15 protein-coding genes are annotated in these 23,843 nt (G+C 39.3%); 6 read left to right on the forward strand and 9 right to left on the reverse strand.

Translation table 11 applies throughout. The features are described 5' to 3' along the window. Positions 1 to 99: 99 nt before the first annotated feature. The 3 genes from VB620_RS17845 (at position 100) to VB620_RS17855 (ending at position 4,028) form a co-directional block, all read left to right on the forward strand. Complete coding sequence (locus VB620_RS17845; RefSeq protein WP_323197496.1) at positions 100 to 1,890, forward strand: ABC transporter ATP-binding protein; 1,791 nt, start codon at positions 100 to 102, stop codon at positions 1,888 to 1,890. Between the two features lie 28 nt (positions 1,891 to 1,918). Next, on the forward strand, positions 1,919 to 2,959 hold the full coding sequence (locus VB620_RS17850) for a glycosyltransferase family 10 domain-containing protein (protein WP_323197497.1): 1,041 nt from the start codon (positions 1,919 to 1,921) through the stop codon (positions 2,957 to 2,959). Between the two features lie 118 nt (positions 2,960 to 3,077). Then, positions 3,078 to 4,028 carry a glycosyltransferase family 2 protein gene (locus VB620_RS17855; protein WP_323197498.1) on the forward strand — a complete coding sequence of 317 codons (951 nt, stop codon included), beginning with the start codon at positions 3,078 to 3,080 and terminating at the stop codon, positions 4,026 to 4,028. 35 nt (positions 4,029 to 4,063) lie between these two features. On the opposite strand, the gene VB620_RS17860 is transcribed toward VB620_RS17855, so the two are convergent. Further along, a complete protein-coding gene (locus VB620_RS17860) occupies positions 4,064 to 4,948 on the reverse strand; it encodes a beta-1,6-N-acetylglucosaminyltransferase (RefSeq protein WP_323197499.1) in 885 nt (294 codons plus the stop codon). A 321-nt stretch (positions 4,949 to 5,269) separates the two neighbouring features. Here VB620_RS17860 and VB620_RS17865 point away from each other — a divergent pair, with 321 nt between their 5' ends. Next, a complete protein-coding gene (locus VB620_RS17865) occupies positions 5,270 to 6,241 on the forward strand; it encodes a glycosyltransferase family 2 protein (protein WP_323197500.1) in 972 nt (323 codons plus the stop codon). A 187-nt stretch (positions 6,242 to 6,428) separates the two neighbouring features. Here VB620_RS17865 and VB620_RS17870 read toward each other — a convergent pair whose 3' ends face one another. Continuing rightward, on the reverse strand, positions 6,429 to 7,253 hold the full coding sequence (locus VB620_RS17870) for a glycosyltransferase family 92 protein (RefSeq protein WP_323197501.1): 825 nt from the start codon (positions 7,251 to 7,253) through the stop codon (positions 6,429 to 6,431). Positions 7,254 to 7,491: 238 nt separating this feature from the next. Here VB620_RS17870 and VB620_RS17875 point away from each other — a divergent pair, with 238 nt between their 5' ends. After that, a complete protein-coding gene (locus VB620_RS17875) occupies positions 7,492 to 8,664 on the forward strand; it encodes a glycosyltransferase 87 family protein (protein WP_323197502.1) in 1,173 nt (390 codons plus the stop codon). Here VB620_RS17875 and smc read toward each other — a convergent pair. From smc to VB620_RS17895, 4 genes are all read right to left on the reverse strand, one after another. Next, entirely contained in the window at positions 8,657 to 12,325 is a 3,669-nt protein-coding gene (gene smc / locus VB620_RS17880) for a chromosome segregation protein SMC (protein ID WP_323197503.1), read from the reverse strand. The two genes, VB620_RS17875 and smc, sit on opposite strands and share 8 nt — an antisense overlap. A 222-nt stretch (positions 12,326 to 12,547) precedes the next feature. Then, the gene (locus tag VB620_RS17885; protein ID WP_323197504.1) at positions 12,548 to 13,621 is read right to left on the reverse strand and encodes a tetratricopeptide repeat protein; all 1,074 of its coding nucleotides are present in this window, start codon (positions 13,619 to 13,621) and stop codon (positions 12,548 to 12,550) included. Positions 13,622 to 13,861: 240 nt separating this feature from the next. Continuing rightward, positions 13,862 to 15,148 carry a tetratricopeptide repeat protein gene (locus VB620_RS17890; protein WP_323197505.1) on the reverse strand — a complete coding sequence of 429 codons (1,287 nt, stop codon included), beginning with the start codon at positions 15,146 to 15,148 and terminating at the stop codon, positions 13,862 to 13,864. 214 nt (positions 15,149 to 15,362) lie between these two features. Then, positions 15,363 to 17,186, reverse strand: coding sequence for an aspartate kinase (locus VB620_RS17895; protein WP_323197506.1), 1,824 nt, complete (start codon positions 17,184 to 17,186; stop codon positions 15,363 to 15,365). A gap of 517 nt (positions 17,187 to 17,703) precedes the next feature. On the opposite strand from VB620_RS17895, the gene VB620_RS17900 reads away from it, so the two are divergent. After that, positions 17,704 to 19,905, forward strand: coding sequence for an HAD-IIB family hydrolase (locus VB620_RS17900; RefSeq protein WP_323197507.1), 2,202 nt, complete (start codon positions 17,704 to 17,706; stop codon positions 19,903 to 19,905). 97 nt (positions 19,906 to 20,002) lie between these two features. Here VB620_RS17900 and VB620_RS17905 read toward each other — a convergent pair whose 3' ends face one another. From VB620_RS17905 to ftsY, 3 genes are all read right to left on the reverse strand, one after another. Next, entirely contained in the window at positions 20,003 to 21,385 is a 1,383-nt protein-coding gene (locus VB620_RS17905; RefSeq protein ID WP_323197508.1) for a PP2C family protein-serine/threonine phosphatase, read from the reverse strand. 63 nt (positions 21,386 to 21,448) lie between these two features. Continuing rightward, a complete protein-coding gene (locus tag VB620_RS17910; RefSeq protein ID WP_323197509.1) occupies positions 21,449 to 21,577 on the reverse strand; it encodes a hypothetical protein in 129 nt (42 codons plus the stop codon). Between the two features lie 432 nt (positions 21,578 to 22,009). Further along, on the reverse strand, positions 22,010 to 23,668 hold the full coding sequence (gene ftsY / locus VB620_RS17915) for a signal recognition particle-docking protein FtsY (RefSeq protein WP_323197510.1): 1,659 nt from the start codon (positions 23,666 to 23,668) through the stop codon (positions 22,010 to 22,012). Between the last annotated feature and the right edge of the window lie 175 nt (positions 23,669 to 23,843).

Genomic DNA, 23,843 nt, shown 5'->3' on the forward strand with positions numbered 1-23,843 from the left:
ACACTAAATTATTGATAATGGTGCGTTACGGATTTCATCCTAACACACCCTACAATACTATTACATCTCAACATCTATTCAAATCACAACAAATAAAAAATGTTTAAATTAATCAAAATATTAAAAATCCTAATTCCCTTAGTTCAGCTTTATCCTTGGGGAATTCCAGTAATTGTCATTTTAGGAATTTTTGCTTCCCTAGCCGAAGGAATAGGAATTAGTCTATTAATTCCATTTTTGCAAAACCTACAATCAGGAAATTCTCTACTAAGTAACAATCCAATCATTAAAAATATTGACCAATTTATGATTAATTTTGAACCTCAGCAACGAGTTTTATTGCTGACATTATTTATCTTAGTAGCAATTCTAATTAAAGCCATTTTATCTTATATTTATACTGCACTTTGTGCATGGCTACAAGATTCTACCCTTCATCGCTTACGCACCGCAGTTTATAAACAGTTGATTGCAGTCAGTCAAAGCTTTTGGGACACTAATAAAAGTGGTGAACTTTTAAATTTAATTACCGAACAAACATTCTACTCAAGTCAAGCATTAAGTTTTTTAATTTGGGTAATTATTAATCTGTCTATGATTGGCATTTTCGGTTTATTACTGCTGTTAATCTCTTGGGAATTAACATTATTAGTAACATTGGCATTTTTACTAATCTCTGTATTAATCCGCATTTTGACATCGAAAACACAAGCATTGGGAAGAGAATTTCAACAAGCAAATAGTTATTTGAGTAATCTCACTTTGGAAAACTTTACTGGAATTAAAACTATTCGGGCATTTGGTAAAGAAAACTATGAAGAAAAACGTTATTACCAAGCCTCTAAAAGATGCCGTGATATACGTATAAAGTTAGACGGGCAATCGGTAATGGTCGAGCCTATTGCGGAAGGATTATCAGTAGCAATATTGATGTGTGTGATGTTGATTGCCTTTTACACTCAAGTTACCATTCCTGTACTTATTACCTTTATTTTTATGCTTTATCGCTTGCAACCGCAAGTCCAGAAACTTAATAGTAACTTAACTCAAGTAATTGCTTTAAGTAGTTGCGTTAAATCAGTGTTTTTATTACTAGCATCTGAAGATAAACCTTATATTGTTTCTGGAGATATTAATTTTCAAAAATTACAAAAAGGAATTACTTTTGAGGATGTAAATTTTCTATATCCTGCTCAAAATAAACCAGCCTTAGAAAATATTTCTCTATTCATACCCAAAGGTAAAACTACTGCTTTAGTTGGCTATTCAGGGGCAGGTAAATCAACTATAATTAACTTGATTTTCCGCTTTTATGATGTCACATCAGGAGAGATTTATATTGATGATTATTCCATCAAAGAACTTGATTTACCTGCATGGCGTAGTCATATTGCCTTAGTTAGTCAAGATATACATATTTTCAGTTCTACAGTGAGAGAAAATATTGCCTATGGTCTTCCAGATGCTACAGAAACAGAAATTATAGCAGCAGCAAAACAAGCTCATGCCCATGAATTTATCTGTGAACTTACTCAAGGATATGATACTTTTGTCGGCGACAGAGGAATTAAACTTTCTGGAGGACAAAAACAAAGGATTTCTATTGCTAGAGCTATTTTATGCAATCCTGAAATTTTAATTTTAGATGAAGCCACAAATGCTCTTGACAATATTTCTGAGAAATTGATTCAAGATGCGATTGATATCCTTAGTAAAAATCGCACTGTGATTGTTATTGCTCATCGGTTATCAACCATTAAAAATGCTGACCAAATAATTGTTTTAAAACAAGGTAAATTAGAAGAAAAAGGTTCTTTTAATGATCTTCTAGAGAAAAAAGCTGTATTTCATGGACTCTATCAGTTAGACTACCAAAAAAATCAAAATTAAACCCAGACCAAATAGGATCTTAACAATAATGACTTTAGTGAGACTAATTGAAGGTTATCCAGAAGTAAATCCTCTAATTTCTCAGACTCCCCATAATTTGGGAATTTGGGAAGGTATTCAATTTACAACAGAACCAGTTAAAGAATGTGATTATCTTGTAATTATTAACTGTCTAGATAGAGATGTTCAGGTCAATTGTCCGAATAAAAATATTTGGGCAATTATTCAAGAACCACCAACTGAACAGTTTGACTACTTTTATAAACATACAGACCGATATTCTAGAATATACACTCCAGATGTTAATAAAAAAGGAAATATATATATTCACAGTGATGGAGCAATAGGTTGGTGGATAGGAAAAGATTATGATTTTCTCACTAGTGATGAAATACCGGAAAAGAATTTAAATCTTTCTTGGTTGACCAATGCAGATACCTTTATAGAAGGTCAACTCAAGCGACTTAATTTTTGGAATTATATTCAAAATTCAAATTTAGATATAGATTTTTTTGGTAAAGGTTTTCCACCACCAGTTAAACCAATTGCAAAGTGGGATGGAGTCGCTCCGTATAAATATACATTAGCAATTGAAAACTATAGCGGTCTCTATTATTGGTCAGAAAAAATTACTGATGCTTTTTTAGCTTATACCATGCCGATTTACTATGGTTGTACTAATATTACTGATTATTTCCCCAAAGAATCCTTTGTCTCGATTGATATTAATCAACCTGAACAAGCTGTAGAAATTATTAGAGAAACCATTAACAGTGATCTCTGGCTTCGCAATCGAGACGCGGTTATCTATGCTAGGGAATTAGTGCTGAAAAAATATAATTTATTTGCTTTTCTAGCCGAAGAAATTATAGAAGATCAACAAAAAAATGAGTCGAATGTCCAAGTTGTCAAAAAGTGTATAAAGTTAAAGCGTGATCAGCCTATATTGTATCGTGAAGATGTAGTGAAATCTGTCAATCTACTCTTGGCTATAAGTAGAAAAATTTTACCTAAGTCATTGCGAAATTGGTTATGGCTGAAAATTGGTAAGAAATTATTTTATTCTTGAAGATTTTGGTATTAGCTACTATCAGTTTTCTATTAAGAACCACGTCATTAAAAACCACAATGAAGTCAGCAATTATTACTGATGATTCGCCAATCTTACTAATGAGAGATATAAACTTATGAATCAAAATCCTTTAGTTTCTTGTATTATTATCTTCCTCAATTGTGAAAAATTCATTGAGGAAGCAATTGAAAGTATATTTTCCCAAACTTACCCCAACTGGGAATTACTACTAGTTGATGATGGTTCAACCGATCGCACCACAGAAATTGCCTTACACTATGCCCAAAAATATCCTGATCAAGTACGTTATTTAGAACATCAAAATCACGAAAATAGAGGTATGAGTGCCTCAAGAAATTTAGGAATTAATAACTCGCAAGGAGAATATATTGCTTTTTTGGATGCAGATGATGTGTGGTTGCCCTCAAAATTAGTAGAACAATTAGCTATTTTCCAAACTTATCCAGAAGCGAGAATGGTTTATGGGCGTACACAAATTTGGTATAGTTGGACAGGGAACCCACAAGATAGTCAACGTGACCATTTTATGGATTTGGGAATACCACCAAATACTTTAGTTCTACCACCTAAACTATTAGAGATTTTTTGGACAGATAAAAATCAAACTCCTACAACTTGTAATGCTATTATTCACCATTCAGTCTTTGAAAAAGTTGGTCAGTTTGAAGAAAGTTTCCGAGGACAATCAGAAGATAGTGTTTTTTGGACTAAAGTAGAACTCAATTTTCCTATTTTTGTTGCCGATAATTTTTGGGCAAAATATAGACAACATGATAATTCTTGCATGAATTTAATTTATAATAGTAACAAAATATTTTACAATCTTCAGAATTACTACAATTGGACAGAAAAGTATTTGTCCCAACAAGAAATAAAAGATCAGGAAATTTGGCACAGTTTTAAAAAAGCAAGTTTTATTTACCGTCATCCTCTATTATTTTTTTTCAAAAAAGGCTATATTGGGTGGTTAATGAGGATAGGCAAAATATTTTTACCCAAAAAACTGCGTCACTGGCTATGGGTAAATATTGGAACTAAACTTTGAACACAATTTTACTTTTTTAATTTTCAACAAGCATATTATCTAATAATAGCATCTAATTCATCAAGAATTCTGATATCTATATCGGCATCAAATTTTCTAGCGAAGTGTGCTGACGATGCCAGGAGTTTTGGCATATCTTCAAACATGAGAATTTTTGGGTGATTCCCTTCCCTTGACCAATCAATATAACGCAAGTTATCATTTTTGATTTTGAGGTGAGGATTATTACACAGTATCGTCTGATAATAGGATTCATCTGGAATCTCCACCCGACAGTAGTGGGAAGCTAAGGAAGGGTTTGTACCATGAAACTCAATCAGATATTCTGCTGCTTTGCGGTTAGCACAAAACCACTCTGCTCCAGCAAAGCAACGAAGTTTAGTGGAAAAGGGCAGAAAATATTTTGTTAATAATGGGTGTTTTAATAAAGTCAAGTTTCGCTTAGTTAAACGGAGATTTCTGTTGGGAAACGGAAACTGACACTTTACGGTACAATATCTTTCATAGCACGTTTTTTGCCAATTTCTCTCATAAGCATTGTATTTAATTTCCTCATTCTTAATGCAAACATCATAGGAAATAGAAGCTAAATCATCCAGTATTTGACCTGCTGGTTTGATTGGATAATCTGCTCCACTAAGTAATATACACCAGTCCGGCGAAGCAGTCCTTTGATACATTAATCTAAAGGCCTGCAATGTAGATTCTACAATAGAAAATTTACCCCACTCAGTTTTTATGTGAGGGTGTACAAGCAAAATATTCTTAGATAAGGCATCTATAGGCAAGTCACTTTTTGAAAAATCATGATGACAGACAATTGGTGGATGATCAAACATAAGATTTAGTCTGTTGACTAACCGAATTATCTGATGGGGTTTGGTATGTGTTAATAGAATGAAACCAATTGGCGGTAACATGATTTTCTTACTTAAGATTATAATAAGCTTTATTGTACAGCAATTATAATATTATAATTATTGATTAATAAAACCGATTTATGAAAATTGCTGATTGGCTTCCGTTTGTTGATAACATTATTATCGAGGTTCATGATAACTCTTGCTTTGGAACAGCTTCAGATATTGTCCTCAGTGCCGTTTATTCTTATAGTGGATTTAATGTCTCTAGATCCTAACGGTCCTATGTTTTCAAATGTCATTCATAAAAAATAACCCCCAAAAAAGGAGAATATTCAAGAATAGCTGGTATTAGGTTAAGGCAACAGACAAATAATAATTATGAATAAACAACCTTTGGTTTCTTGTATTATTATCTTCCTAGATGGTGAAAAATTTATCGAGGAAGCGATCGCAAGTATATTTTCCCAAACATACCCTAATTGGGAATTATTGTTGGTAGATGATGGCTCAACAGATAACAGCACAGTTATAGCCTTAGAATATACTCAAAAATATCCAGAAAAAGTCCGCTATCTTGAACATGAAAATCATCAAAACCGGGGAATGAGTGCTTCTCGCAACTGGGGAATTGATCACGCTCAAGGTGAGTATATTGCTTTTTTAGATGCTGATGATATCTGGTTATCTCATAAATTAGAACAGCAAGTTGCAATTTTAGAGTCTCAACCAGAAGCAGAAATGGTTTATGGATGGGTACAATTTTGGCATAGCTGGACAGGTAATTCTGAAGATAGTCAAAGTGATAAATTTATGGAATTAGGAGTTGTACCGAATACTCTGATCCAACCTCCAAAATTACTGATTCATGCCTTAAATAGTCCTTATCAACCACCTGCCCCTAGTAATGTTATAATTCGACGGGAGGTGTTTGAAAAAGTTGGTCGCTTTGAAGAGAGTTTTCGAGGATTTGGAGAAGATAAAGTTTTTTTTGTCAAAATACAATTAAACTTACCAATATTTGTGTCTGATGAGTGCTGGATTAAATATCGCCGACACCCAGATTCTTGCTGTGATCTTGTTAATAAAGATAAAAAGCTAATTGCGACAGGAGATCAAGATTTTTTCAATTGGATAGAGCCATATTTGTTAAATAAAGGTATGAAAAATACAGAGGTTTGGCAAGCTCTACAAATAGCAATGACAAAAAGCAGATTGCGTTACCGTCATTCAATTTTATATAGTTTATGGTTGGATTTTTTGAATTTATTGATGTTGACGGGAAGACAGATTTTACCTAATAAAGTTCGTCATTGGTTATGGACAAGTCTTGGCAGTAAATTATATGGTTAGAATCAAAAATATATTGATTGATTTATTTGATTTTCCTAATGAGGATGCTTGAAAAGTCTTGAAGAGTCAAATTATATGGGAATGAATCGGGAAAAGGAAAGGAGAGGAAATTTTTTCTTCCTTCTTTGTTTCTCTCTACTTCTGACTTGTGAGTTATTACGGTCGTACCTCATTTACCTGCACTCTACTATATCTCCACAGATGTAAACTGATCATTAAATCTCATCATCTCTTGATCTTTATCATCCAGTTGAAAATCAGCGTGGATATTTTGCTGAATCCAGGAGATTTCCCACTCATTGAACTTATAATGATTAAACCGAATCATTGTGTGATCTTCTATGAATTTTGTTTTTTTCTGGAAAACTGGTGGCTGATGTATATTATATTTATGTTTCCAAAACGGGATTTTTAACGTGCTGGTTTTTACCAAGGATTTTTTCCCAAATTCTGATGTTACCCAAGAATTACATTTAAAAATACTCATCACCTGGGAAACTGGTTGAGTCTCGTCGTCAAACCTTGAATCAAAACACTTTTGAGGTAAATTAATATAAGTGCAGCCTTTGTCTTCCACCCTGTCCAGGACATCGTGAATAGTATCACTCGCAACGGGGAAGATAAACTCATCCATATCGGTAAAACAAGTCCATTCAGAGTTTTGACCATATCGTTGAATATAATCCATAAACGCCCGATGTTGATCGTATGTAATCTGATATTTTCTGTCTCTAGGCTGCCACATAATTTGGGTAACATACCCCTTGGCAATAAATGGCTTTAGAATGTGGTCTAAATCCTGTTGAACTTCTGAATCTGTTTTATGGGAAAGTAACTTATAAATAGATTGACTCCGCTTATTTTTGCCGGTGACTTCTAGATTATTACCGCAATCAATCCAGTTACTTCCCATATTATTGTAGAGGTAAAAATGGTTAAACCCAATGGCGATATGATATCGAAGCCACTCTTCAATAAAAAAAATTTCTTCGCGGGGAAGAAAAACGGTCATGATGCTAACTGGATGTTTTGAGTTCATTTATAATAAGTTTGTATTATCTATTATTAACAATAATATCAGGCAAATACTAGATTTACGTGAAATTAGTTATCATCCTGAATGTAAAACTGTTGATTAAAGTATAACTAAAGTGATATGTAATTTAGAATCAATAGAATGTCTTCAAATTTTATGGAAGCTCTGTTAAAGTAATAGCATCATTAAACAAATCTATAAAATAGAATTTAAAATGGATAACCTCTTTTTTTGTAAAAGGGTCACTTCTCAAAAAATCATCTTTTGGCTTTCCATAATTTTAACTTTGCTCTGTTTAGTCTATTTTATCAGAGGTTATTATTACTTAATTGTAGATAAACAACTTGGTGCAGGGGATTTATATTCACGATGGAAAGAACAACAATATATCTATCGTGGTTTATATCCTTATGATATTACTGAAGGTTCACCTTTCATAGATTCCCAACTGGGACCAGTGATGTCAGGAGGATATCCACCTTGGGCTTTTTTCTCAGGCTTAATATTTTTTCCACCTATTTCTTTTGAAGTAACGCGCTGGTATCATGCTTTCTTAAATAGCATATCCCTAGTTATTTTAGCTATTTTTGCTTATCAAATTGGCAAGCCTCATGGGAAGTTAAAGGCTTGGTTTATAGTCAGTGCTTGTTTATCAATTGCTAGTCATTCTACTACTTTGAGTGCTGGTCAATATGGCATTATTATTAATGCTTTATTAATTGGAATGTTTTGGTTATTGCAGAAAGGGCATAATTTATCATCAGGTTTACTTTTAGGTTTAGCTTTACTCAAACCTAATATTTCTGCACTTTATTTTTTGATTTTATTTATTAAAAAAAGAATTAATGCAGTATTGGCTTGCTGTCTCTACATTATTATTTCTAGTTCAATAATAGGAATATTTATTCAAGTGTCTCCTATTTACATGATTGAGAAAATGATTAAAGTTTCTAAATATTATGTTAATACTGGATATTCGGGAATTAATGTTCTCACGAATTTGGGGATTAACCCAGCTACAGCAACAATATTATTAGCTGTAGTTGCTAGTGCTATAGTGCTTGGTTTATTATATTTATTCAAGGATCATTCGTTGCTATTTCTCTTTGCTATTGCTTCGGTTATTGGCAGATTATGGACTTATCATTTGGCTTATGATAATGTCATGTTGATTTTTCTGTTATTAGCTGTTATTAATTTGACTTTTAATAATTTAACAAAATTGAATATTTCGATATTAACGTTTCTATTATTGACTCTATTAATTCCGTCTGGAATGACTAATTTAGCTTATGTACAAATAGCCCAAAGTATAATTTGGGTATCAGCTTTAATATATCTTCTAATTTGCCAAAAAGAATTTAAAGAGGTGGTAACTACTAATTAGAGGATTTTAATTTAATTCCCAAAACTTGAGTGTAAGCTCCTCGTGCTTGAGTAACGCCAATGGTGCGTTGGGCTGATTCTATCATCGGACGACGCAGACTCACAACTATAAATTGTGCTTGTTGGGCTTCTTGTTTAATCATTCTAGATAATCGCTCGACGTTTGCTCCATCTAAAAACATATCTACTTCGTCAAAGGCGTAAAATGGCGAGGGGCGATAGCGTTGGAGGGCGAAGATAAAACTCAAGGCTGTGAGTGATTTTTCTCCGCCGGACATGGAAGCTAGACGCTGGACTGGTTTACCTTTGGGGTGGGCGACTAAGTTGAGTCCACTGTTAAAGATGTCTTCAGGATCTTCTAGTTGTAAATAACCGTCACCGTCGGAAAGGATGGCGAAAATTGATTGAAAGTTTTCGTTGACTGCATCGAAGGCTTCTTTGAAAGCTAGTTGGCGCAATGTGGTAAAGTTTTCAATTCTTAATAGTAATTCGGTGCGTTCTGCTTCTAAGGTTTGTAATTTTTCGGTTAGTTCTTGGAGGCGGTTCTGGGTGCGTTCGTATTCTTCTAAGGCCAGCATATTTACGGGTTCCATAGCCTGTAAGCGTTTGGCTAGGCTGCGTAGTTCTTTTTGTAAGTCCTCTAAATCTACTTTATCGGGTACTTCTGGCAGAGGATTGGGTAATTCTGCGCTGGTTTCTCGGAGTTGGTTTTGCAATGCTGTTAAATCTGAACGCCGCTTTTCTTGGGTTTCTTGGAGTTTTTGAATTTCCCATTGTAGTTGTTGTTGGCGTAAAAGTTGCGATCGCACTTCCTGTTCTGTTGCGTCGCGTTTTTGCTTTTCTTCCCCTAGATTCTGCTCCATTTGGCTCAAATTCGCCTGGATTTCGCTGATTTGGTTGTTGAGTTCAGAATGCTGATTTTGCAGGGTGTTGAGTTGATTTTGTTGGCTGGTTTGCTGATTATGGTATTGGTTAATTTTGGCTTCAGCTTCTTGAATTTTCTCTTGCGATCGCAGTTGCTGAATTTCCAGATTTTTTAATCTTTGCTGGGCATCCCGTAATTCTCCCTCTCGTTGTTGCAATTGTTGCTCTTGGCTTTTAATAGTTACTTGGATTTCTTGCCATTCACTAGGGGTTTGAGAGTCTTCTAACTCCGCTAAAGCTTGTCGTAATTGTTGCAGTTCACTTTCTTGTCCTGGTAATTCCCGATCTAAAACTGATAACCGGGATTGGGCGACGGTGATTTTTTCGTTGTTTTGGGTAAGTTGCGATCGCGTCCCCTCTAATTGCGCCGTTAAACCCTGAATCTCTTTTTGCAGTTGTGACAACTGTAACTGCTGTTCTCGTCGCCCCTGTCTGGCTTCTGTGAGGGCTTGGGTAAGTTCTTTGGTGTTGGCGGATAAAGTAGCGATCGCCTGGGTACAACGTTCGATAATGCGTTCAATATCTGCCAAGCGACTCTTTAAAGCCACAACTTCCTGAGATTCCGCCGATTCTCCCTGACCAAATTTTAAGGATGAACGCTGATTACTACTTCCCCCAGTCATCGCGCCGCTAGTTTCCAACAATTCCCCATCTAAGGTGACAATGCGATAGAGTCCGATATTGGGTCGCGCCTGTTGGATATTGGTAAAAACTACGGTGTTACCGAAGACATAAGTAAAGACATCTTGATAACGGCGATCGCACTCAATTAAATTCACCGCATAATCAACAAAACCATTCGCATAACGCAAGGTAGCATCTTGTGTATATTTACCAGCCCTAACCTTATTTAAAGGTAAAAAAGTCGCCCTTCCACCGCGTTTCTGTTTCAGTAATTCAATTCCAGCTGCGGCTACACTGTCATCTTCCACGACAATATGCCCCAAACGCCCACCAGCAGCAGTTTCTAAAGCTAATTGATAGCGGCTTTCCACTTTACCTAACTGGACAACTAAACCGCAAAGCCCCGGTAATCCCGACTGTAAAATAACTTTACTAGCTTGGGTTCCCTGTACCTCCTGTTGGGCTTGGGCTTGGGCTTCAATTTTATCCAACTGGCGTTGCTTTTCCCGTTGTTCTTGGAGAAGTCGCTTTTGGGTTTCCTGTTGGATTTGTAATTCTTGTTCTGTCGCGGAAAGATTTGCGGCTAAATTTTGGATAGGTTCACTAGCAGCATTAAACTCTGTTTCCAAGGAACTACATTCAGTTTCCTTCGCGGCTAACTCTGGTTCCAAACTTGCAATTAACTGAGTTTGTTCGGTAATCAGTTGCTGTAATTGATGATGGCGTTCCCTGAGTTGGGCTTGTTCAGTACGCTGGGGTTCCAGAGTTTGCAGTATAGTTTCAATTTGACGATTAAAAGCCGTTTGTTGCTGTACCCAAGCTTCCGAAGCGGTGGCGATTTCTGCTGCTGCGGCGCGAGAACCATCTAAAGCTTGTTGGGCTTCATCCCGTTGTTGCTGACAGGAGAGAATAGATTGCTGTTCGACAACCTGAGTTTGGGCAAATTCGGTTAAAGAATGCTGATATTGTTTAACTTCCTGCTGAGTTTGCGCCAGAAGCTTCACAGTTTCCTGAATAGCCGTATTTAACTCAGCTTGTCGGCGTTGGAGTTGTTTCCGTTCCGCCTGTTGAGTCGCCAGAGTTGATTGTACAGCCAAAAGTTCCTCTTCACCCAAAGCTTTGACACGGGTGTTGAGTTCTTCCAATTCAGCCGATTTTTGAGAAATTGCGGAATTGAGGTTTGTGAGTTGAGAATTTAATTCCGTAGAACTGCGATCGCCTGTTTGAATTTCGCCAATTAACTTTTCCTGTTGTGCTTGAAGCGATCGCCAAGAAAGAACCGCCTCCCAAGACTGTTTAGCTAAAAATTCCGCCCGCAGTTTTTGATACTTTTCCGCCTTCGCCCGATCTTGAGACAGGCGATCGCGCTGAGTAGTTAACTCAGTCTCAATAATCCGACAACTATCCTCCTTATCCTTCACCTCATCCAGAGTCTTCTTAGCCTGAATAATCTTGCGATCATACGCCGAAACCCCAGCCAACTCATCAATAATTTCCCGACGTTCCTTAGCATTCATCGAGATAATGCTAGTAACATCCCCTTGAAGCACAACATTATATCCCTCCGGATAAATGCGGAGATTATTCAACTCCTCATGTAACTCCGTCAGAGTACAAGGCACACCATTCATATAATAATTCGACGTATAACTCCCGTGATGAGTCACCCGCAACCGCCGAGTCACACTCCATTCAGTTGGGGAGTGGGGAATCTCTTCATTTCCTTCTTCACTTTGCGCCTTTGCGCCTAACGCACTTCGTGCTTCGCTGTCGCTGGTGCGTGAAACATCCCCCTCTTCCTCTTCCTCCCTACGCGCCTCTACCCCTCTGCGCGAAACATCCTCCCCCGACAAATCAAAAGTCACCGTCACACTAGCCTCAATCGAAGCCCGTCCCCTAGAAGTTTGATTATTATTTACCAAATCCGGTAATCTATCCGCCCGCATTCCCTTAGAACTAGAAAGCCCCAAACAAAACAGCAAAGCATCGAGAATATTAGATTTACCGGAACCATTTGGCCCAGAAATGACAGTAAACCCCGGTAGTAGAGGGACTGAGGTAGTACCACCGAAGGATTTGAAATTGGTAAGTTCCACGCGCTTGACGTGTACCATAGGCGCTGCTTAACTGGGCTGATGGCTAATGAAAGATAAGTGTAACAATTAATTAAGGTTTCGCAACAGGGTAGAACAATTTATTAAACCACAGAGGCGCAGAGGACACAGAGGTTGAATAGCGGACTTTGGGTGTAGAACCTGATTTAGAGTGAAGATGATTAATTAACAGGACTTACACAAAATTATGAAACAATGAACCACTTTGGCGCTAGTCTCTCCTCATTCAATGAGATAGTTATCATCGCTTTTTTTGATGGCATCTTGATAGGATTTTTCATTCCCTGATTCTTTCTCTAAATTTGCAGCAATTTGAAGATCTTTAATTGCACCTTGGTTATCTCCTAATTCAGAGTGAGCAAACCCGCGACTGTAGTAAGCATCAGTATAATTGGGATTAATTTTGATAGCTTGGGTATAGTCATCAATTGCATTCTGCTTATCTCTTAAGTCAGAGTGAGCAAGCCCCCGACTGTAGTAAGCCTTCGCAGAATAGGGATTAATTTTGATAGCTTGGGTATAGTCATCAATTGCACCCTGCTTATCTCCTAATGCATAGCGACAAGCACCCCGTTCATTGTAAACATCAAAATTATTGGGTTTTAATTCTAACGCTTGATTACAATAAGCGATCGCACTTTCATAATCTTTTTTATTACAACATTCCTTAGCCAAATCAATATATTTATCAACTTTGGATGATATCAAATCATCTAAATAGCCATGTAAACCCCCAGCATAGAGCAATTCATCTATTCTTACAGAAGCTTTATCACCAGTCACAGGGATCATATCAGTTGGTAAAAAACCGGCTAGAATAAGATTACATTGAGCCTCTGGTTTAATCACTTCCTCTTGAATTAAAATACAAACTAGAACGGCATTTTTGGCAATTTCTTCTCGACTAACAAACCATTGAATTTGATCAAAATTGCCATGACGAACTTTAACCTGAATACCAACAGATGAGTCAGAAGTTAAGGTAAAATCAACTTTTCTATCTCCACCCTGGCATTTTTCATAGTCAACTTCAGTTACAAATTCACCTAGACGGGTTTTCACAACTTCCTCACCCAGCTTTCCCTTCATGTTTTTGATGAAGTACTTTTTCGGGTCATTGGGTCTAAACTTTGTGATCATCTCCCAGCAAAAACCCTGTAATTGCTTTAACCTCTCACCGGAGATGACAGTTAACTCACTATGCTTTCCTTTTTTATCACAATATAGTAAATCACCAGATTCAAGTCTGGCGATAAAATCGGTCTGTTGCGCTTTCAGGATTGTTTTCCAGTCCATTCGTCAGAATTTGCCTTCATTTGACAAAGAATATTAATTTCAGTATTCCCCATCAAATTTCAAAAATCACTCATCCCTATAAAATTAAGCTTTTAATCAAAAATATAACCTCACTCCCAACATCTCTCTTTACTAAGGAGAGGGGTGAGTTTGAAGGAAGTTAAAGCCGGGGTGAGTTAACAATATTTGCCAATTTAACGCCCCCTCGTCGCTTGCGGGTTGGGGGTGGGGTTCTTATATTCACTTATTTAGTAATAAGTTTAGTTCTTTCTGTGCATCTCTAAGACTAGTTGTTTCACCACTTTCTCGGAATAGTTGAATAGCTTTTTGGAAATCGGCGATCGCACCTTGTCGATTTTGCTGTTTCGCGCGATTCACACCCCGATTATAATAGGCTAAACCATATTCGGCATTAATGGCGATCGCCTGGGAATAATCTTTATTCGCAGCTTGGAGATACCATATTTGAGAATTAGCATTACCACGGTTATTGTAAGCCGCAGCGTCCTGAGAATCTAGTTCAATGGCTTTGGTATAATCTGCAATCGCGCCTTTGTAATCTCCAAAAGAAAAGCGGTGAATACCCCGATGATTATAAGCTACGCCCCATTGCGGATTCAGTTGTAAAACTCGATTATAATCTTCAGTAGCTTCCAATTTATACCCCAATTCACTATACATATTACCCCGGCGCAGATAGGCTAATGCATAATTGGGATCACGGTTAATTGCTTCAGTATATTCTCCAATAGCTGCATATTTTTGCTGATTACTAGCTTGAATCAAACCTTTTTGATAATAAGGTCTAGCATCATCGGGATTAATCTTAATGATCGCATCAAAATCATCCATTGCTGTTTGGAAAATTCTCAGGCGACGGCGAAGAATACCACGTTCTAAATAGGCTTTAATATAATGAGGTTGCAGTCTGATTGCTGTGCTGAAATCTTCATTAGCTTGTTTATTTTCCTCTATCTTCACTAAAGCTAAACCCCGCCCATAATAGGCATTTTCATTTCGAGGATTTAATTCAATGGCTTTGGTGTAGTCAGCAATTGCTTCTTGATATTTGCCTAGTTCATATAATGCAAATCCGCGATCATAATAAGCATCATCATTTTGAGGATTTAATTCAATGGCTTTAGTGGTATCTACCTGCGCTTGCTGATAGTCTCCCAACTGATAAAAAGCATTACCTCGTTTATTGTAAGCTAGATAATTTTGAGAATCTAGTGCGATCGCCTCGGTGAAATCCTCAATGGCGGCTTGATAATTTCCGGCTTGATATTTTCTGACACCCTGCTGATATTTATTTTCTAAATTAATTTCAGTTACCAGATTTCTGCTTGAGTACACAAACCAGGTAGCTGTAACCAACCCGATAAAACTAACTATACTGACTAAAATTAACCAAAGTTTTGGTTGATGCTGTTTTTCCTGAGTAAATTTATGGGTTTTCACCTGCTGTATATCCTGTAAAAGTTCAGTTACAGACTGGTAGCGTTTCTGATAGTGAAAGCGTACCATTTTGTTCAGAATTTTAGTGAGTTTTTGACTGACTGTTATATTTTCCGCCAAATCATTTTGGCTATGAGTAAAATTTTCTGATTTTATTGTTAGCTGATTAATTTAAGATAGCGGCGATCGCAACTATTAAATTAGTGAACAGTTATCACGGTGATTTAGTTAGGTATTCCAACCCAATTATGTCTTTTAACTGATAACTGTTCACAGACAAGTATTAAACTGGAATCACGAATTTTTTGCTCCCAGCTAGACCAAAGGCGGCGTGAATCACTTGCAAAGCTTTCACACCTTCTTCTTGTGCTACCACACAGCTAATTTTAATTTCTGAGGTAGCAATCATTTGAATATTGATTTTATGTTCCGCCAAAGCCTCAAACATTTGAGCTGCAATTCCTGGTTGTCCCAGCATTCCAGCCCCGACAATACTGACTTTAGCGATCGCATTATCTAAGACAACTTCACCCCATCCTAACTCTCCGGCTACTTGAGTCAGCATTTTTTGTGTACTTTCCCCATCGATCCGCGACACTGTAAAAGCAATATCTCGTTTAGGAATACCGTCCACCATGCGACAGCGCTGAGATTGAATAATCATATCCACACTGACATTATGCTGGGCTAATAGTCCAAACAATTTCGCCGCCATCCCTGGTTTGTCTGGTACTTGACGAATTGCGAGACGTGCTTGGTTGATATCCAGCGCCACACCACGGACGGGGGGATGGGAGGAAAATGAGGCTGAGATTGCTTCTTTTTCTTCCTTGATCTCATGATCTTCTTCAATTTCAAAAGCATCACGAAGTGCAGCCACAGCGCGATCGCATTCTGTAGCATCTACCACACAACTAACTTTTACCTCACTGGTGGAAATCATTTGGATATTCACCTGCGCTTCTGCTAGGGTGGCGAACATTTTCGCTGCTACCCCAGGACGACCAATCATTCCCGCGCCAGCGATGCTAACTTTAGCAATATCTTTTTCTATCATCACCTCCGCTTCGTCAGGGTTGGGGTGAGATTGATTTCTCAAGGCTGGGGCGATCGCTGCTGCGACTGCTTCGGCGCGTTTTAAAATGGGTGCAGTTACAGTAAAGGCAATGTCATTACTATTACCTTCATGTATGGACTGAATAATCAAATCTACATCGACATTTTGCCGAGATATTTCCCCAAATAACCGCGCCGCCACCCCTGGTTTATCTGGTACGCGCAACAATGCTACTTTGGCTTGGTCGGTATCAAAATCTACATTATCTACAGGACGGGCAATTTCTAAATTCACTAGCGATCGCCCTTGCTGTTTAGGTGATCTTACCCAAGTACCAGGATCATCACCCCAGCTAGATTTCACCACCAGAGGCACACCATAATTACGGGCAATTTCCACAGCACGGGGATGTAACACTTTTGCCCCCAGGCTTGCCAGTTCCAGCATTTCATTACAGGTAATTTCGTCCATCAACTGAGCTTCCGCTACCAAACGGGGATCAGTAGTTAATATCCCTGGGACATCTGTATAAATTTCACAAAAGTTCGCCTCAATTGCCGCCGCGATCGCCACAGCAGAAGTATCGGAACCCCCACGCCCCAAAGTCGTAATTTCCATATTTCCGAGGCTAGATATCCCCTGAAACCCAGCTATTACCACAACCTTTCCTTGAGTAAGGTGATAATTCAGGCGTTCAGTTTCAATATGCAAAATCCGGGCGCGGGTATGTTCAGCCTCAGTCATAATTCCTACTTGAGCGCCAGTCATCGAAATTGCAGCTTGTCCGATTTCTTGCAATGCCATACTGACTAAAGCAATAGTCACTTGCTCACCAGTAGAAAGCAGCATATCCATTTCCCTACGGTTGGGATTTTCAGAAATCTCCTGAGCTATTTTTACCAGTCCGTCAGTGGTTTTACCCATAGCCGAAACCACCACAACCACCGAATTTCCCGCCTGAACAGTCTTGTAAACACGCTGTGCAACAGCTTGAATACGTTCAACCGAGCCAACAGATGTACCACCGTATTTTTGAACTATGAGCGCCATAAGTTTATATTTAAAATCCTGCCTACTGTCTTCGATGATCCGCCAGTTGGGGAACCCTAGAAAGTATTGCTAGTTGTTTAGTTTATTCATATCAGAATCAGTGCCGACAAAAAACCAACAATATAGGTTTTGTGATTGATCCCTGGCTAGATGTATCTAATTTAACTTAATAATAGTAACTTGGCTGATATTACTCAAAAATAGTATACTCCTCGCTAGCCCAGAATTGGTGTTTTATTACTGGAACACAGCTAGAATCTTGAAGCAGAAATTTAATGTTTGCAGAAATAAATCATTTTTTGGTAACTGTTGATACAGTAAATAGTTAACTCATATTTACCTTTGTAACAGAGCTTTGATCCACAGTCTCCACAGACAAAATATTAATAATCGACCCTTTTGTTTTATAATTCATAAACATCAGCAGAATTTTTTTTACTAAATCTGTAGCGGTAAACAGCTATGTGTAAGATAAGCTGTTCCCGGGCTGTAATACAGTAAAATTGAGGAATGCAAAATGTCAAATAGCCCAGGGTTGTATATTCTACTAATCAGTGTTCACGGCTTAATTCGTGGTAAAAATTTAGAATTAGGGCGAGATGCCGATACAGGTGGACAAATTAAATATGCTCTAGAACTGGCTCAAGCCTTAGCAGAAAATCCACAAGTAGAACGCGTAGACCTGGTAACTCGTTTAGTTAATGATCCCAAAGTTAGCTCTGATTATGCTCAACCCGTAGAAGTTCTAAGTGACAAAGCCCGAATTATTCGTGTTAACTGCGGGCCACGTCGTTATCTCCGCAAAGAAGTTCTCTGGCCGCATTTAGATAATTTTGCCGATGAATTACTCAAACACCTGCGCCAAGTAGGAAAATTACCCCATGTCATTCACAGCCATTACGCTGATGCGGGATATGTGGGTTGTCGGATTGCTGGTTGGTTAGGTGTACCACTTGTACACACTGGTCACTCTCTAGGACGTGTGAAACAACAACGGCTTTTAGAACATGGTACTAAAAAAGAAACCATTGAAAACACTTATCACATTAGTACACGCATTGAAGCCGAGGAAGCGACTCTGGCTAGTGCAGCCTTAGTCATCGCCAGTACCCATCAAGAAGTAACACAGCAGTACGGCATTTACGACCACTATCAACCTAATAGAATGGTTGTTATTCCTCCAGGAGTAGCACTCAAAGAGTTTTATCCCGTTCCCGAAAATTGGCAAGAACCACCAATTTATCAAGATTTAAAACGATTTCTCAATAATCCCGAAAAGCCCATGATTATGGCGCTTTCTCGTCCAGCTGTTCGTAAAAATGTAGCGACTCTGGTCAAAGCCTATGGTGAAGACCCAGAATTACGTCATTTAGCGAATTTAGTCTTGATTTTAGGAAATCGAGATGATATCACCACGATGGAATCAGGGCCACGTCAAGTCCTGACAGAAATTTTCCAGTTAATCGACCGCTACGACCTTTACGGATACGTCGCCTATCCTAAACATCACCGTTCCGATGAGGTAGCTGACCTGTATCGATTGTTGGCGAAAACAAGGGGCGTTTTTATCAATCCGGCATTAACCGAGCCATTTGGTCTCACCTTAATTGAAGCTACAGCTTGTGGTGTGCCAATTATCGCTACATCAGATGGTGGACCGCGAGATATTCTAGAGGCTTGCGAAAATGGGATGTTGATTGACCCTCTAGATATTAAACAAATTCAGGATGGTCTGCGAACAGCACTCACAGATCGGGAAAAATGGGAAACTTGGTCTAAAAATGGCTTAGATCGAGTTCGAGACAATTTCTCTTGGTCTAGTCATGTAGAACGTTATTTAGAACAGGTGCAGCAGTTACCACAAAGACGAGTAAAATCTGTACTGAGTCCCCTAGCAAAAGCTTTAGCAACTGACTTACCTGATTGGAACATTCCCGACCAAAACCGCTTACCAACAGCAGATCGTTTTCTGGTTTGTGAAATAGATAATACTCTGTTAGGCGACCAGGAAGCTTTACATAAACTGATTGAACGACTAAGGAACGAAGGTCAGTCCACTGGGGTGGGGATTGCTACCGGGCGAAATTTAGAAAGTTCTTTGCAGATGTTAGAAGAATGGCATTTCCCCCGACCGGATTTGCTAATTGTATCGGCAGGTAGTGAAATCTATTATGGGCCGCAGGTAGTCCCAGATAGTAACTGGCAAAGACACATTAGCTACCATTGGAATGCTGAGGTGGTTCGTCAAGCAATGGAGGAACTACCCGGAGTCGAGTTACAACCCCCGGAAGCTCAAGGTAAGTTTAAACTCAGTTACTTTATTGATGAATCCAAATCCTTAAGCTTTAAGGAAATCATGCGTCATTTGCGAAGACAGAGACTCCATGTTAAAGGCATTTATAGCCATAATATGTATCTTGATTTGTTACCGATCCGGGCTTCTAAAGGTGATGCTATTCGTTATTGTGCCTTGAAGTGGGGACTACCAATTAAACGATTCTTAGTAGCAGGTGCATCTGGTAATGATGAATCGATGCTGTCTGGGAATACTTTAGCTGTGGTTGTGGGTAATTACAGTCCCGAACTGAAAAAGTTGCATGGCTATCCACAAATTTACTTTGCGGAAGGGAATTATGCTTGGGGAATATTGGAAGCACTAGACCGCTACGACTTTTTTGGGAATCTATATCAGACAGAACCAGAAATGACCGCAGTGTAAAGAACCTATCAACTCCAGAAGATACCCAAATCTACTATGGTGCGGGCATCTTTGCCCGTTCATCAAACTCTTATTTCTCAGTGTCGTCAGTGGTTCGTTATTGAATTTTCAGGACAACTAAGGTCATATCATCGGTGTTTTGCTTTTCACTACCGATAAATTGCAGAACTTGGTTGAATAGGTAATCGACAATTTCCTCTGGTTCAGTGCAGTATCTGCAAGCTGCGCTAAAGGCAGCAACGAAATTTTCTTCATCAAAGCGATCGCCACTGGCAGCTGCCGCATCAGTCAAACCATCTGTATAATAAATAACTGTATCACCCGGTTCTAGCTGTGCCTGGGCATTTTCGTATTGGCTATTGGCATCTAAACCAATCAGCATTCCCAACGTATCTAAGCGGGTAATGGTTTTAGTGGCTGCGTGCCACCACAAGGGAGGATTGTGTGCCGCATTACTATAAGATAAAACTCGGTTAAAAGGGTTATATTCCGAGTAAAACAGCGTCACAAAGCGGTGAGAATTTTCTAAATCCGCATACATAACTCTATTCAAGTTTTGCAGAATTACCGATGGGGAATTACCATGTAATACCTCTCCCCGCAGCATTCCCCGCATCATGGTCATAATTAAGCCGGCAGGGACACCTTTACCCATGACATCCCCAATCACCAAACCCCAACACCCCCTTTCCTGGGCAGTAATCTGCACCTGATCGTTATTAGTGGGAATAAAATCGTAATAATCTCCACCCACACGATTAGCAGGTTTACAACGTGCAGCTAAAGACGCACCAGGAATATTTGGGCAGTTACGTGGTAGGAGTCGCCGTTGAATTTCTGCACCAATTTCTAGTTCTTGATCGAGGCGCTCTTTTTTCCGCAATTCTACCGCTAGTTCGTCGTTTTCAATGGCTACAGCTGTTTGGTCTGCTACCAGTCTGACTAACTTTTGTCTGGTTTCCGTCCAGCTATATTCCGGGTCACGGCTGAGGACGTAAAGCCACCCTCGTTCCGTATGCTTCACCAGAATTGCTGTGCCAAAGATTTGCACATCAGGCCCCAAGTGGCGATGCATTTGGTCATCTAAAATCCCGGTAGCTGTTGTTAAAGGGGCTGAATTGGAGAGCAGGGTAATTTGACTACTGGCGGTTTCTAAGGCTTTGCGGATGTTCTTACGCTGGCGGCTATCCTGCCAATGTAGCTGCTCTAACCTAATTTGACCGTTAGGTTTATGCAAGAATAAAGCACTACCATCTGCATCTGTTACTCTAGTTGCCATGAGCGGGATTAACTCCAAAAACTGGTTTAAGTTATTGAAGCTTCTCAGAGCAAATCCTAAAGAACTGAGTAAATCTTGGATTTTATTCTGTTCTCGGTGCAGCCGTGCCACGAGTTCTTTGAGTGCGACGACTGGGGTGACATCCGTCGCAGTACTACTATTACTATCAGTGGGTTGAGAGGGCAATTGAGACACAGGCAAAGGTATGATTGCACTTAATATAGGTAAAAGTCAGACATAATTAGAGATAAATATTTTATTTGCTTATAAAATCTCTAGATCAATAATTATCTTTGTTAATTTTCCGGCTTGTTGCCCATAAGTATCTAATATTTCCATTTCTTTCGCTTCTACACGGACTTTTAAATTTTTCTCTAGGCTGCATATTGCCATTAGAAATATGCTAGATAGCATGACAGGGACTAAAATGCCTTGGCCGAGTGTCGGAGTATTTCACCAAATCATACATCTTTAGACTCCAAAAAATCCTTTGTCAACAAAACAATTTTGTGAACTTTGTTGGTTTTCTCCTATGAATGTGAAGTTTCCAGGATTATAGCCTTGATTACTGAGTCTTATCTGTGCCTTTGCGCCTTGGTGTTGAAATAAATCAATTATTCTAAGGCACACTAAGGCAGGACTTACGCAAAATATCTCACTTCGACAGAGCTTGCCGAACTGCTCAGGGCATCGCAGTGACCACTCAAACCCTGTTTTCTCTGTGTACTCTGTGTCTCTGTGGTATGCGCTTCGCGTTAGCGATAGGTTATTCCGTCACTTGTGCGTAAGTCCGATAAGGAAAAATATTAACTGAACAAACGCCAATTAACCACTCAATAGGGCTTCGACAAATTCGTAGCTAGAAAAGGGACGCAAATCTTCGATGCCTTCCCCAGCACCAATAAAGCGAATGGGCAAACCTAGCTGCTGCACAACTGCTAGGGCTACACCTCCCTTGGCTGTACCATCTAGTTTGGTTAAGACTACGCCACTGAGTTGGGCGGCTTGGGCAAAAACTTCAGCTTGGCGCAGTCCATTTTGCCCTAGAGTGGCATCTAAAACCAATAGGGATTCTATTTTGGCATTAGGGGCTTTTTTGTCGATAATCCGCCGAATTTTGGCGAGTTCATCCATTAAGTTTTTCTTGTTTTGTAGTCGCCCGGCTGTATCTACTAGGAGTAATTCGGTTTGTCGGGCTTGGGCGGCGGCGATCGCATCGAAGACTACGGCGGCGGGGTCGGTATTTTTCCCTGGATTGGCAATAACTTCCACACCACTGCGTTGACCCCAAACTTTCACCTGTTCTACAGCCGCAGCCCGGAAAGTATCTGCCGCCCCAATTAAGCATTTATAACCGGATTTTTGGGCGAGGTGGGATATTTTGCCAATAGTAGTGGTTTTCCCAGCACCATTGACTCCCGTAATTAACCAAATATTTAAGGTTTCTTTTTCTGGGGTAAAGCTAGAAGTTCCGGCTGTTTGTAATGGTGCATCTAACATTTGCCGCAGCAGTTGTTTCAGGTAGGCGATCGCCTCCTCTGGCGGGGTGACTTCTGCTAATAGTTTTTTCTGTAGCGCACTAATAATATAATCTGTAGCTTCTACGCCCACATCAGCCTGTAAGAGTGCAGCTTCTATTTCTGCCACAGCCGCTTGATTTAGTGGCCCCTGCCCAACAATGGCCTTCAGTTGGTTAAGTATGTTACGACGGGTTTTGTCTAAGCCTTGGCGCAGTTTTTTCAGCCAAGTAATTTCCTCCAGGGAAACATCTTCTGGCCGTCTACCTTGGGCCGCTAATACTTCTGCTGACCAAACAAAACCTTCATCAAAAGCTAATCCGCCTACCTCTGCACTGATTTCTGTGGTAGGTGTTGATACTTCCGGTGCTGGGACTTCAATGGCGTTAGCTATCAGCCGTTCTTGCTTGGCTTGCCGTTCTGCCGCCGCCCGTTCTAAAAATGATAAGTTATTGGCTGCTGCGGTGGGTGCAGTTTCTGGTTCTTCAGTTGGGGTAACTTCACTTACCGTAGGTGGTTCAGGTTCTGGAGTTTCCGGTACTGTTTCTATATCTGGCGCATCAACTACAGGTTCTGGAGTTTCTGTAACTACTTCTACATCTGACGCATCAGCTATAGGTTCCGGTGTTTCTGTAACCGCTTCTACATCTGACACATCAGCTACAGGTTCCGGTGTTTCTGTAACCGCTTCTACATCTGACACATCAGCTACAGGTTCCGGTGTTTCCGTTACTGCTTCGACATCTGGCGCATCAGCTACAGGTTCTACTGCTTGAGTTTGTTGTTTTTCCTGGATATTCTTATAAGCAGATTTAGCAAAAGCTAATAAATCTGCCGTCGAGTCCGGTGTAGAAGTTACGGCTGGTTCTGCTTGGGTTTCTGGTGCTAGAGGGGTTTCTTCCTGTTGTTGTTCCGAGGGGGTATCAGAGGAATCGTTATATTTACGGCGGAACCAATTAAAAACCATTGCATCTATAGGTAAGATTTATAAGTATCAATATGAGTTTGACACTCTCCGGCGTGAACGCACGGGGATTCTTGGATCTAAGACATAACTTGCTCATGCAGGTTTTCACCAACATGAGTAGAGGTTTCATCTCCCCAAGCGTTGCTTGCGTCTAGCGCAAAGGTTCCGGTATGCC

This window comes from Nodularia harveyana UHCC-0300 (genome assembly GCF_034931085.1).
GTDB lineage: Bacteria > Cyanobacteriota > Cyanobacteriia > Cyanobacteriales > Nostocaceae > Nodularia > Nodularia harveyana.